Consider the following 12,997-nt stretch of genomic DNA (forward strand, 5'->3'; position numbering starts at 1 on the left):
AATGTACTCATTTAACCGTATTTGGAAAAATGAGAGGCAACGGTGGCGGTATTCAAAGCCGTTTCAGGGAGAGAGCAATGACGAAAGACATGAGTTTCGTATCGCGGGCGAAATGGCTTCTGTACACGACGGCCGCGGTCGTCTCGCCTGCCTGCGCGCAGGAAGCGAACCAATCATCGCAGGTGAAGCAGCCGCAAGTAGCCACCTTGGGCGAAATCGTCGTGACCGCTCAGCGGCGTGACGAACGCCTCGAAGACGTGCCGATATCGGTCGATGCGATAGACGGCGACACGCTCGACCGTACCGGCGTGGTCCGGCTGGAAGATGTGGAACGCCTGTCGCCCGGCGTCAGGATTTCGCGCAATGGCGTTTATATCAATCCTGCCATTCGCGGTATTACCAGTTCGCTGGTGGGGGCCGGTCAGGAAAACAATACGGCAATCTATGTCGATGGCTTCTATCAGCCCGAGTTGCTGACCCTTGGTGGCGATTTCGCCAATGTCAGCAACGTGCAGATCCTCAAGGGGCCGCAAGGCACACTGTATGGTCGTAACGCAATGGCCGGCGCGATGTTGATCACCACGCGCGATCCGACCATCGGTTCAGTCGCCGCCGATGCGGATATATCCTATGGCAGCCGCGATGACGTGCGGGCCCGCGCCTATCTGAGCGTGCCGCTGGGGCAGCAGGCCGCGCTGGGCGTAGGTGGCTACCTGCACCACAACGACGGCTACATTCGCGACACCAGTGGCGTGAATTCGGCGCCCTACAAGAACGATGAAGTGCGCGTGAAGCTGTTGGTGGAGCCGGCCAACAATTTTACCCTTACGCTGGGGTATAACCACCTCGAGCGCGACGACGTGCGTGCTTTGGCTTACAGCATACACGCATATCAGTATCTGCGGGGCATTCCCTTGCCTCCGGTCGGCCCGTTGCGGGCTGTCGATCGTGACGTCAATTCTCAGGATCCGATTCCCCAGGCGAATTACAAGAATGACGAAGCGAGCATCAAGGCGATCTTCGAAACGGGTCCGGCGGTCATCACGTCCCTGACCAACTGGCAGTGGGGCGACGGCGTCACGGTGACGGACAGCGATGCCACCAAGATTGACCTCACGACGGGAACGGCGCCGCAAAGCCGCGACACCTTCAGCCAGGCCATCGATGTGACGATTGATCCGGGTCCGGGATTGCAGCTGAGCATTGGTGGATTCTATTTCAATTCCACCGGCCGGATTGACGTTTTCGCATCGAGCATGGACGTCCTTATCCAGAGTTCGATTTCGACGCTGAAGACTGAGTCTCTTGCAGGGTATGCCGAGGCGACCTGGGAAGTGGTCCCGCGGCTCTTCCTCACTGGCGGCGTGCGCTACAGTACGGACAAGAAGACCATCGCTGCACGCTACACGCAGAGGCTTGCGTCGCTGGGTGGGCCGGGTACGCTTGCCCCGGCAACGAGCAAGCGGTATTCCGACCCCACCTTCCGTGCAGTTGTGCGGTATGAATTAACGCCGGAATCAAATGTTTATGCTTCTTTCTCGCAGGGGTTCAAGAGCGGTACCTTCAACAGCACGGCATTCAATACCGCTGCTCTGACCACGCCCGTAAAGCCGGAAAAGGCCGATGCCTTCGAAGTCGGTTACAAGCTGGGGCGGAACGGGTTCAATTTCTCGACGGCGGCGTATTATTACGACTACGCCAACCTCCAGGTTTCCACCATCGTAGCGAACCCGGATACGGGGAGCATCACGAACCTGATCCGCAACGCGGCATCTGCTGAAATCTATGGTGCTGAAGCATCGGTGACCTGGAACATCGACCCGTCCTTTGAACTGCGTCTCGGCGGGGCGTATACCCACGCGCGCTACAAGTCCTTTCCCGACGCTTCGGTGAATATCCCGGTCAACGGCATCATCGATACATCGGCAACTCAGGATCTGAGCGGCCGAAGGATCGCCCGTGCACCGGACTGGACGTTCAACGCTTCTGTCCTCAAGACCATCGACATCGGTCGCTCGTCACTCGATCTGTCCGGATCGGTCAGCTATACCAGTGCTTATGCCCCCCAGTCGGAGGCGTTCGATCCTGCCACCGGGCGCTCGCTCTATTACCAGGACGGGTATGTCACCGGATCGGTGCTGGCCACACTGCATCTGCCGGGAGACCGCGTTTCAATTGGCGGATTTATTGAGAACGTCGGTAACAAGCGCTTCAAGATCGTCAGCCTCGCCGGCACTTATGGCGCGTACGACGTCTATAGCGAACCGCGCCGGTTCGGTGTGAAACTGGGTGTGAAGTATTAATCATTTTCGCGTGTCGGCAGACCGGTTTGCTTCGGCTGCCGACACGCAATGCAATCCAATGTCAGCGAAGGGGGTTCAGCAAGCCGCAGGCAGTCGCTTCAGCTTGCCGTTGCAGCCTGCGCTGACATCTTTTCGACGATCTCCGGGTCGAATCCCATCAGGGAGAACCAACGCCGGTCGACATCGGCGCGATGGGCTGCAACTTCCAGAACTCTTGTCCTGACCGCAGACTGAGCTTCGCAGGTCCCGTCCGCTTCCAGCGCGATCAGCACATCGTCGAGCGCCTTCTGTATGACGGCAGTCTGTTCGAGGGCTGCCAGGTCAATGCTGGCATCGAGCGCCTTTTGCAGTGCATCCACGGTGGCGGTAGTGGAGCTTCCACCTTTGGCCAGCGATACGACGGTTGCGGCCAGATCGCGAAAGTCTTCCGCTTCCTGCCTTTCGAACCCGGGTGTCTGATCATACTGGGCCAGCGTGATCTGCAAGTGTCCGATCACGAGTTCAACCTGCTCGCGGGCCAGGCTCGCTTCTTTCGGAAGGGCCGGCATGACCACATAGCTGAGGGCGCGCACGGCGCTGGCGAGTCGGTCGGGGACTGAGGGGGTCATTGCGGTTCTCCCATCGAAAGAAGGCTGGTGAGTTCGGCCAGGTGCATCGGTCCGGTCCCAGCGAGGAAAGTCAGCAGCACGTCCTGGTGGTTATGCTGTTCCTTGGCCGCCCGCATGCCCAGAACGGATACGAGGATGTAACTCTTCCAGTAGTTGAAGATCTTGAAATAGTGGAGCTTCTTGCGGTCCACCTGCCTTCCGCTGACCTCTTCGTAGGAGCGGATGAAATCCTCTTCGCCCTCGAAGATGTCGCTTGCACGAAACACGCCGTCGATCTTCGTGCCGAAGACGGGGGCGAGCAGCCATGCGTAGTCGGCATGGGGATCGCCGATGTAGCACATCTCCCAGTCGAGAAGCGCAGTGACTTCACCGCTTTCCTCGTCGAACAGGTAGTTGCCCGTGCGGAAATCGCCGTGGACCAGAGCAAGTTCTTCGCAATCGGGAATGTTTTGCTGAAGATATTGGGTTGCCAGCCGCATGACCGGCTCATGTGCCACTACGTCTTGTTCCAGCAGTTCGTTCCAGAAGTTGATCAGCCATCGGGTGGCCTGCTTCGGATCGTCTGTGGGGGCCGCGAATGAAGGAAGATCTGCGCTCCTCCAGTCGAAATTGTGAACCTTCGCCAGGATGTCCAGGTATTGCGGGCGGATGAGCTTGCGCAGCCGCTCTCCCAAGACAGTGCCAAGGCCGGTCACGGTCAAGCCCAGAGAACTCGGCTTGGTCGTGCCGCGGACCAGTTCCATGATCATGGCGGGGCGCGGGAAAGTGGTCGCGTCCGGGTCCATCCAGACCGGGCGCGGCACGGGAACGATCCCTTCGAAGGCGCTCAGAATCTCGAATTCGCGCTCCCGGCTCGTCTCTGTGATCGCCTCCATCGGGTCCATGCGCAGCAAGTAGCGCGCAGGTTCGCCGCCGGGAGGTGTGAGGGTAAAGGCAAACTGCTCCTTCGACGCACCACCTCCGATGCGCCCGATACCGCTGATTCGGGCTCCTTGGACCTTTTCCGTGAAGAAGGCTTCCAGCAATCCCTGGATGGCGTCGTCTTCCTGAGGAATATACGGGGGTTCGGAGCGCCTCTTCTTGCGGGCTTCCAGCATCGCCGCCAGATACGGTTCGGTATCGATCACGGATAAGATCCTCTCTGCTTTTCTTGTTTCTCGACTACATCGCCGACAGGCCGCCATCGATGGCCAGTTCCGCACCGGTCACGAAAGCGGCTTCGTCGGAAGCCAGATAGACGGCGGCGAAGGCAACATCGTCCGGGACGCCGACACGCCCCATGGGTATCTGCCGAGCCAGCTTTGCCAGCGTTTCCTCGCGAGATCGCCCGCCTGAAAATCCATCCAGCAATGGCGTATCGACAAAGGTGGGGTGAAGCGAATTGCAGGTGATGGCATAGCCTTGCTTCGCACAATGCAATGCGATCGACTTGGACAAGTGGCGCACCGCCGCCTTGGCCGAGTTGTAGGCCGCCATGTTGCCCGCAGCCACCATGGCCGAAATCGACGAGATGTTGATAATCGCGCCGCCACTGCGTTTCGCGGTCTGTGCCATCAGCGGCAGGGCCGCCTTTGTTCCCAGAAACACACTGTCGAGATCGACCGCATGGGTGCGGCGCCAGTCGTCGAAGCTCGTTTCCTCGACCGAGCCTGGTAGGCAGATTCCCGCATTGTTTACCAGAACGCCAAGTTCTCCGAGCTTTGTTTCGATATGTGCAATGGCCGCGGTCCAGCTGTCGGGATCGGTGACGTCGAGTTTAACGGAGATCGCATCCCCCCCGATCCGGCCTGCCTGTTCGCGTGCCCCGACGTCGTCGATATCGCTTACCACGACACGGGCGCCTTCTTGCGCGAAACGCGCCGCGATGGCGGCACCCAGACCCGATGCCGCGCCCGTCACCAATGCCGTTTTCCCGCTCAATCTTGGCCGCATTGCGATTTCTACTTTCCTTGTCTGGGGGACCACATTCGCGTTTCCCCTTTTCGAGATAGGGATGAGAGCTTCACCGGCACCTCGACATCACAGGTTCGCGGCACTTCCGTTTTCGAAATAGCGGATAGGGCTGAAAACCTTCTCTCCGTCATCTCCGTGTCATTCCCCCAGGCATTCAACATTCGTGGTTTCGCCGCGCTACCAGTTCATTCTGGACTAGGTGCCGACATCGTCTGGCACGAGGATCGCGCTGGTTTCGAGATAGCTGTCGATGCCTTCGGGGCCCAGTTCGCGGCCGATGCCCGATGCGCGAAATCCGCCGAACGGTGCTCCGAAATCCAGGATCCGCTTCGAATTGATGCCGACGGTTCCGGTCCGCAGCCTGCGCGCCACGGCAACCGACCTTTCGATGTCGCAGGACCATACCGATCCGGAGAGGCCGTAGTCGCTGGCGTTGGCCAGCGCGACCGCATGATCGACATCGTCATATTCGATCAGCGCAGTCAGCGGTCCGAACACTTCTTCGCGTGCGATTGCGGAACCCGGTTCGGTCAGCAGCAGTGCCGGATCGACGAGACACGCGCTGCCAGTGCCGTATGCACCGCCGATCCTGCGCGCACCGCTTGAGAGGGCCTGCGCGTACATCGTCTTGACCTTGTCGCCCTGAACGCGCGTCGCGAGAGGACCGATCTGGGTCGCCGGGTCGAGCGGGTCGCCAACCTGTAATCCGTCGAACAGAGCGGCCAATCCGTCCCGGATTGCGCCAGCGTTGGCGCGCGGCACCAGCACTCTCGATTGCGCGCCGCACACTTGGCCATTGTTCTGAACCATCGCAAGGAACAGTTCGTGCGCGTGGTCTTCCACCCGGAAGTCATCGAGCAGGATTGCCGCAGACTTGCCTCCCAGTTCCAGCGTGCAGCGCGCGAAGCGGCTTGCGGCAGCCTGTGCTACCGCGCGACCGGCGGCTGTGCTGCCGGTGAAGCTGACCTTCGCAATACGCGGGTCGGAGACAAGGCGTCTGCCGATATCGCGGTCGGCCGTGATGACCGCGATCATCCCGCTGGGCAGATCGAGGGCCATAGCTTCCTCCGCGAAAATCTGCATCGTTCGTGCATTTTCGGGCGAAGGCTTGAGGATTATCGGGCAGCCGGCTGCAATCGCCGAGGCCAACTTTTCGCAGGCGAGAAACAACGGCACGTTCCAAGGTACAATGCCCACGGCCAGGCCCACCGGAACCTTGCGCACAATGACCCGTCCGCCGCGCGCGGCCTTGCGCTCTTCTTCGAATTCGTGCGTTTCTGTGAGATTGGCGATGGCGCGCAGCAGTCCGCTCGCGCTGCCGACCTGCAGTGCCTTTGCTTGCGCGATCGGGCAGCCGATTTCGCGCGCGGCCAGTTCGGCCAGTTCGTCGCCGCGGGCATCGAGGGCATCGGCCAGAGCCCGCAGCGCCTTGGCCCGCTGGGGGAGGGTGGTCCCTTCCGCGGCGGGAAGCGCCGCGATACCGGCCTCTACCGCCCTGTCCGCCAGTGCTTCGTCTGCAAGGCGGATGGATGTCAGGGGAGACAGGTCGATCGGGCTCGGCATGATCGTCGGCGCGCGTGCGCTTGCCTGCATCGCGCCGGCAACCAGGTGGGTGTCGACCTGAAAACGGCTCATGTCCTCACGCCCGCGCGCCGCATGTCGAAACCGCGATTCACAGGATCGGCATAGTCGTCCCTGATCTTGTGCTTTTGCAGCTTGCCCGTCTCCGTACGCGGCAGATCGCTGCGGAACGCGATGAACTTGGGCAACTTGAAAGCGGCGATACGTTCGCGCAAGAAGGCCAGGATTTCTCTCGCCAGTGCCTCACTGCCTTCCCCTTCATGCAATTGAACCACCGCCTGCACGGTCTCGCCGAATGTCGGGTCTGGCACGCCGAACGCCGCAGCGTCGAACACCGCGGGGTGCACGGCGAGCGCGGCCTCGATTTCGGCGGGATAGATGTTCACGCCCCCCGAAACGATGGTGAAGGAACGCCGGTCGGACAGGAACAGGAAGCCGTCTTCATCGACATGGCCGATGTCGCCGAACGTCGCCCAGCCTTTGGGATGATGGGCCTCACGCGTCTTTTCGGGCGCGTTGTGGTAGACGAGGCCCGCACGCCCTTCGAAATAGACGGTCCCGGTTTCGCCCACGGGCAGTTCCTTGCCGTCTTCGCCGACGATGTGGATGGTCGAGCCATAGGCCTTACCCACCGTTCCCGGCCGCTCCAGCCATTCAGCGCTGGTGCTGTGGGTGAAGCCGACGCCTTCGGTGCCCGAATAATACTCATAGAGGATCGGCCCCCACCAATCGATCATCGCCCGCTTGATATCGGGAGGGCAGGGAGCGCCCGCGTGGATTGCGACGCGATGGCTGGAAAGGTCATAGCGGGTACGCGCATCTTCGGGCAGTTCGAGCAGGCGCGCGAACATCGTGGGTACCCATTGGCTGTGCGTCACCCTTTCCCGTTCGATCAGAGCGAGCGCCTGTTCGGGGTCGAACTTGTTCATCACCACGACCATGCCGCCGGTGCGATGCCGGTTGAGCGAAAACCGCAGCGGAGCAGCATGATAAAGCGGTGCAGGCGTCAGGAACACCGTGTCGGCGTCCATGCCGTAAAGATCCGCATCGCGCAGCGTACGGCGCATGTCCGATCCGAGCGCAGCGTATTCCAGCGCGCGGCGCACCGCCTTGGGGCGTCCGGTCGTGCCCGAGGTATAGAGCATGTCGCCGCCCTCGATCGGTTCGGGGAGGGGCAGGTCCGCGTCGATTTCCTGCGGGACTGCCTCATACCCGTCCACGGGGTCGAGTGTCAGCACCAACGGCTTCGCATTGACTGTGGCTGCCAGCGCGGCGGCTGCCGGTTCAACCAATGCGGGATCAAGGATCAGCGCGCGCGCACCGCTGTCGTCGAAGATATATGCCAGCTCGGTCGGCGTGAGACGCGTGGCGATGGGAATGAAATAGAGGCCGGAGCGCTGTGCCGCCCAGGCGGCCACGAAGAAATCGATCCTGTTGCCGATCAACAGGGCGACCGCGTCGCCGCGTACGATCCCGCTCTGGTGGAGCTTTTGCGCCAGGGCCAGCGAGCGTGTGTCCAGTTCGCGATAGGACAGGCGCGATCCGTCCTGCGCGATGACGGCGGTGTGATCGGGATCAATGGCAGCAATGGCCCCCGGATGGCCGCCATTCGCAACACTTTTGTCGGGATGGTCTGTCATCGCACCACCTCTTTGCTGAAATGGCTGGTCTCGTTGACGCTCAGCACCTGCAGCGCGTCGAGGCTCTTGCCCATGAAGCGGGTAATGCTGCCGTTGCGGGGCACGAAATTGGCAAGTCCCGTCAGGCCGAGGGCGTGGGAAAGAAGGATGTTGATCGGAAATCCATGGGTGAAGATAGCCACCCTCTTTCCCGCATTGGCACCGATGATGGTGCTGAATCCGCTAAGCACCCGCTCGCGGAACTCGGTTTCGTCATGACCGTAATAGCCGATCGGATCGCGCAGGAAGACGTCCCAGTCGCCCGCCGCCTTGATGGCCTCTGGCGAGATATACAGGTCCTCGCCATTGTCGACTTCGCCCACTTCGGCGATGCGGGTAATGGTCAGCCCGAGCTTCGTTGCCAGCGGCTCGCCGCTTTCCACCGCGCGTCGCAGGGTGCTGTCATAGATCGCATCGATCGGCTCGCGGGAGAGGCGCTCGCAAGTTTGCGCGGCCTGCAGGCGACCGGCTTGCGAAAGTGGGGGATCGGCCGCATCGCGGGTATGCGCATTTTCAGGCAGCCCGTGGCGCACAAGTATCAATTGCACGTGGCGCGCTCCTGATCGGTTGCCGGCGCACAGGGCTTCGCCACAGCATTCCGGGCATTGGAAAATCCGCCATCGCAGGCGATGTTTACGCCGTTCACCCAGGAGGCATCGCGAGAAAGCAGGAATGCAACCAGCGCCGCGACTTCATCGGCGGTGCCATGGCGCCCGGCTATGTCGGCTGCTGCCTGGATACGATCATGCCCCATCGATTGTTCGAAGTCCTTGAGGATCGGTGTTTCCACCGGGCCGGGACTGACGACATTGACGCGCACGCCGCGTGGCAGCAGCTGCGCCGAAAGCGCCGCCCCCCACTCATTGGCGAGTTTTTTTGAGGCCGCATAGGCATCAGGACCGGCAAGACTGGCCAGCCTTGCAACAATGGCGTCGTCATCGCCTGTCAGGATGTCGTTTAGCTCCTCCTGCGGCCAGGTACAGCGATGGGCGGTGATGCTGGAGACGATGACGATCGACGCGCCCGTTTCGAGCCGGTCGAGCAGGCCTGCGGTCAATCTGCGCGGCGCAGCGATATTGACCGCCGCGACCTTGTCGGCAGGAGCCGTTCCGGGAATGCCCGCGACATGGGCGATGCCGTCAAGGCCACCGCCGATGCTCGCGATGGCCGCATCGATGGCGGCGCTGTCGGCAAGGTCGCATGCCTGCCCGCCAGCAACCGGTTTCAGGTCGAGCGGAACGACCGTATTGCCTTGTGACCGCAAGCGGTCGCAGAGACTGGCGCCGATGCCGCTGGCCGCACCCGTGACGAGGATGCGCTGCTTCCTTTCTCCGGCGTTCATCGCGACCACCGCAGCAGGAGATTGTCGTACCCGGTAAACCAGTTCGAGGCAGCCCGCTGCGCCGGACGGGCGACTTCAGCATGGCGGACGTTTTTCAGGAATTCCTCCAGGAATATCTTCGCCTCCAGCCGGGCGAGGTGGGCGCCCATGCAGAAATGCGCGCCGACGCCAAAGCCGACATGGGGGTTGTTCTTGCGGTCGACATGGAACTCGTCGGCATTCTCGAACGCGCGCTCATCGCGATTGGCCGATGCGAAATAGATCACGACCTTGGTGCCTGCCTTGATCGGCGTGCCGAACAGATCGGTATCGACAGTCGCTGTACGCCGCATCTGCAGCACCGGCGAAACCCATCGGGCCATTTCCTCGATCGCAAGGGGGATCAGCGCCGGATTGCTGCGCAGTTTGGCCATTTCATCGGGCCGCGTCAGCAGCGCTTCCATCCCGCCGGTCAGCAGGAAGCGGGTGGTTTCGTTGCCCGCGACCGTGAGCACCATGAAATAGGCATCCAGTTCCTCGTCCGTCAGCGGCTCGCCTCCGGGCGCTGCGGTCACCAGTGCGCTGGCGATGTCGTCGCCGGGATGGGCGCGTTTCTCGGCAGCCAGTTCGCGGAAATACTCGAATAGGTGCCGGCGCGCATCGGCTTGAACCTCGTCGGCCGCCGAAACGTCGCTCATCGTGTTGGCCCAGTGCAGCAGGTCGTGCTGCCGCTCATGTGGCACGCCCAGGACCTCGGCGAAGACGATCATCGGAACTGCAACGGCGATCTTTTCGACGAAATCGAACGGTTCGTTCTGCGGTACGGCGTCGATCAACTCGCGGACCACTTCGCGGATGCGTCCTTCGCGATGCTTGAGAAGCGACATCCGGAATGCGCCCAGACCTGGCGCGCGCAATCTGCTGTGGACCGGCTGGTCGGCATTATGCACGCTTGGTGCGCCATGGCCCTCGGCGCGCTTGTCGCGGATCTGCGTGCCTTTGCCGTTGATGAAATGGAGGTGATCGCGTCCGATGGCTGACACATGATCGTAGCGAGTCAGGGCATAAAAGCCGACGCCGTCAGGGCCCGGATTGAAATGGACCGGATCATCGTCGCGAAGCCGACGGAATATCTCATGGTCCGCATTCGCGGTATAATGTCCAATGTCGAGTAGATCGATATCGCGGGCCTGCGTCATCTTACGTGCTCTTCGCCCAGCTCGGCCGTGGCATTTGCGAAAATGCTGCGAAACGAGATGATGCCGCAGATCTCGCCCAGCTCGTCCAGGCGCTCGTCCGAAGGTCTTTCCCTGGGAAGCCCGACATGCACATAGGCAAGCTGTTCGATCATGGAGCCAAGGGATTCCGCCATCAGGGCGCTGTCGATCGAAGTGTCGACGAGCCCCTTGGCCTGCAACTTCTCCATCCAGCGCCGGTTGCGCTCGATGAAGGGGCGGCGCATCTCCAGCCAAATGTCGAGAAAGACGCTTGGCCGCGGTCTTGCGGCGGCCTCGCGTGCCACGCGCAGCATGTCGCGATGCTCGGCATAAGTATGGAAAAAGCTGGTGTTGTAATCGATCAACTCGCCGAGAATTCCGCCAGCCCTCGAGGCTTTACGCCGGCTGACCGGGTGGTGCAGGTCCTGATGGAGTTCTGCCAGAACGGCATGGAGCAGATCGTCCTTGTCCGTGAAATGGCGATAGAAATTGCCATGGCTGACACCTGCCAGGCGGGCGACGTCCGCGATGCGCGCTATTTCGTAGCCGTAGGCGGAAAATGCCTTTCGGCCAGCTTCGATCAACTTTGCCCGGGTCAGCGCGCCCCGGCGGGTTGGCGCGACCGGTTTGGCCGGGCGATCACTGTCGCGCATTGCCTCCGCTCCTCTCGAATCGCAACGAGTTGCTGTTGCACTCACTTGCAAACGTGATATCAATGTCATGTTTCTAGTCAAACAAGAAATGGGAAAGGATCGCTATGAAAGGCAAGGTTGCGATAGTGACCGGCGGGACCGGGGGTATCGGCGGTGCTGTGGCCGAAATCCTGCTTTCGCGCGGTTGCAAGGTCTTGGTCACCGGGCGCAACCAGAGCAAGCTCGATGCCTTGGCAGACCGGCTCGGAGCCGGCGATTCGCTGCTGTGCATGCGCGCCGATGTCGGACTGGAAAGCGATACCAAGATGGTCACGGCACGGGCGGTCGAAGAATTCGGTCGCCTGGATATTCTTGTTGCCAATGCGGGTGTGGAGGGCGACGTGAAGCCACTCACCAGCTTGACCAGTGACGAATTCACCGTTGTGCAGATGACCAATGTTGTCGGCACGTTCAACAGCATCAAACATGCCGCGCTCGCCATGAGTGACGGCGGCGCAATCGTCGCGACCGGTTCGGTCGCCAGCACGGTCGGCGTGCCGGGCCTTGCGTCCTACACCACCAGCAAGCATGCGATTTCAGGCCTGGTCAAGGTTGCGGCCATTGAGCTTGCGCCCGCGAAGATCCGCGTCAATGCGGTGGCCCCGGCGCCGATCGACAATGAGATGATGCGCTCCATCGAGCGGCAAGCGATTCCCGATGCCGATGATGCGGCGCGCCGGGCCTATTTCGCCTCGCTCAACCCGATGCAGCGCTATGGCAGGAATGAGGAAGTCGCCCGGGCTATCGCGTTTCTGGCGAGCGACGAGGCCAGCTTCATCACGGGCGCCTTGTTGGCCGTTGATGGCGGACTGGTGATTCAATAGCCCAAGGCCAAGCGGCCCATCATCCAGTAACGGAGATTTTCATGCAGATTGCAGGTTCAGCTGCGATTGTGACAGGCGGTGCGTCCGGCCTCGGCGGGGCGTCGGCCGCGCTTTTGGCCAGGGCCGGGGCGAAGGTCACGATCTTCGACCTGAACGAAGAGTTGGGCGCCGCCCACGCAAAGGATATCGGCGGTGGCTTTATTAAGGTCAATGTCGCCGAAGAGGATCAGGTGCGCGCGGCGGTGGAAGCCGCGGAACGGCAGCACGGCGTAGCGCGGATCCTCGTCAATTGCGCGGGCATCGGCTCGCCGGAGAAAGTCATCGACCGCGAAGGCAAGGCACTGCCGCTGGGTGATTTTTCGCGGGTTGTCTCGGTGAACCTGCTCGGAACCTTCAACGTCATTTCCAAATTCGCCGAACGGCTGCATCGCGCAGATCCGGTCGGTGAGGAGCGCGGGGTGATCGTCAATACCGCCAGCGTCGCCGCCTTCGACGGTCAGATCGGTCAGGCCGCCTATGCAGCGTCGAAAGGCGGGATCGTCGGCATGACCCTGCCGATCGCCCGGGAATTCGCGCGTTATGGCATTCGAGTCATGACTATTGCGCCGGGCATCTTCTGGACGCCGCTGTTGGCTGCGCTCCCCCAGGAAGCCTTGGATTCGCTGGGTAAGCAGGTGCCGTTTCCCAGCCGCCTTGGGCAGCCGGATGAATATGCGCAACTTGTTGAAAGCATTATCGCCAACCCCATGCTGAACGGGGAAACAATCCGGCTCGACGGCGCCATACGGATGGCGCCGAAGTAATCGCCGTAGTTGGAAG

At 61.5% G+C, this 12,997-nt stretch carries 12 protein-coding genes; 3 read left to right on the forward strand and 9 right to left on the reverse strand.

Annotation, left to right across the window (positions count from 1 at the left end; translation table 11 throughout):
* The first annotated feature begins 77 nt into the window (after positions 1 to 77).
* A complete protein-coding gene (locus JI59_RS17080) occupies positions 78 to 2,303 on the forward strand; it encodes a TonB-dependent receptor (protein ID WP_007011410.1) in 2,226 nt (741 codons plus the stop codon).
* Between the two features lie 98 nt (positions 2,304 to 2,401).
* On the opposite strand, the gene JI59_RS17085 is transcribed toward JI59_RS17080, so the two are convergent.
* The 9 genes from JI59_RS17085 to JI59_RS17125 form a co-directional block, all read right to left on the reverse strand.
* Positions 2,402 to 2,911: a hypothetical protein gene (locus JI59_RS17085; RefSeq protein WP_238532454.1), complete on the reverse strand. Its 510-nt coding sequence runs from the start codon at positions 2,909 to 2,911 to the stop codon at positions 2,402 to 2,404.
* Positions 2,908 to 4,038 (reverse strand): phosphotransferase family protein, encoded by a 1,131-nt coding sequence (locus tag JI59_RS17090; protein WP_007011408.1) that lies wholly within the window; start codon positions 4,036 to 4,038, stop codon positions 2,908 to 2,910. The genes JI59_RS17085 and JI59_RS17090 overlap by 4 nt, the downstream gene beginning before the upstream one ends.
* 34 nt (positions 4,039 to 4,072) lie before the next feature.
* A complete protein-coding gene (locus JI59_RS17095) occupies positions 4,073 to 4,843 on the reverse strand; it encodes a glucose 1-dehydrogenase (RefSeq protein ID WP_038576451.1) in 771 nt (256 codons plus the stop codon).
* Between the two features lie 216 nt (positions 4,844 to 5,059).
* On the reverse strand, positions 5,060 to 6,499 hold the full coding sequence (locus tag JI59_RS17100) for an aldehyde dehydrogenase family protein (RefSeq protein WP_007011406.1): 1,440 nt from the start codon (positions 6,497 to 6,499) through the stop codon (positions 5,060 to 5,062).
* The gene (locus JI59_RS17105; RefSeq protein ID WP_007011405.1) at positions 6,496 to 8,085 is read right to left on the reverse strand and encodes an AMP-binding protein; all 1,590 of its coding nucleotides are present in this window, start codon (positions 8,083 to 8,085) and stop codon (positions 6,496 to 6,498) included. Before JI59_RS17105 ends, JI59_RS17100 begins: the two co-directional genes overlap by 4 nt.
* Complete coding sequence (locus JI59_RS25705; protein ID WP_160289740.1) at positions 8,082 to 8,672, reverse strand: histidine phosphatase family protein; 591 nt, start codon at positions 8,670 to 8,672, stop codon at positions 8,082 to 8,084. The genes JI59_RS17105 and JI59_RS25705 overlap by 4 nt, the downstream gene beginning before the upstream one ends.
* Entirely contained in the window at positions 8,663 to 9,466 is an 804-nt protein-coding gene (locus tag JI59_RS17115; protein WP_052117917.1) for an SDR family oxidoreductase, read from the reverse strand. Before JI59_RS17115 ends, JI59_RS25705 begins: the two co-directional genes overlap by 10 nt.
* A complete protein-coding gene (locus tag JI59_RS17120) occupies positions 9,463 to 10,644 on the reverse strand; it encodes a cytochrome P450 (RefSeq protein ID WP_007011402.1) in 1,182 nt (393 codons plus the stop codon). The genes JI59_RS17115 and JI59_RS17120 overlap by 4 nt, the downstream gene beginning before the upstream one ends.
* Positions 10,641 to 11,315 (reverse strand): TetR/AcrR family transcriptional regulator, encoded by a 675-nt coding sequence (locus tag JI59_RS17125; RefSeq protein WP_007011401.1) that lies wholly within the window; start codon positions 11,313 to 11,315, stop codon positions 10,641 to 10,643. The genes JI59_RS17120 and JI59_RS17125 overlap by 4 nt, the downstream gene beginning before the upstream one ends.
* A 104-nt stretch (positions 11,316 to 11,419) precedes the next feature.
* Between JI59_RS17125 and JI59_RS17130 the strand changes: the two genes are divergently transcribed.
* Positions 11,420 to 12,178, forward strand: coding sequence for an SDR family NAD(P)-dependent oxidoreductase (locus tag JI59_RS17130; RefSeq protein WP_007011400.1), 759 nt, complete (start codon positions 11,420 to 11,422; stop codon positions 12,176 to 12,178).
* A 41-nt stretch (positions 12,179 to 12,219) separates the two neighbouring features.
* On the forward strand, positions 12,220 to 12,981 hold the full coding sequence (locus JI59_RS17135; RefSeq protein ID WP_007011399.1) for an SDR family NAD(P)-dependent oxidoreductase: 762 nt from the start codon (positions 12,220 to 12,222) through the stop codon (positions 12,979 to 12,981).
* The last annotated feature ends 16 nt before the right edge of the window (positions 12,982 to 12,997 follow it).

The sequence above is a fragment of the Novosphingobium pentaromativorans US6-1 genome (genome assembly GCF_000767465.1).
In the GTDB taxonomy this organism is placed as follows: domain Bacteria; phylum Pseudomonadota; class Alphaproteobacteria; order Sphingomonadales; family Sphingomonadaceae; genus Novosphingobium; species Novosphingobium pentaromativorans.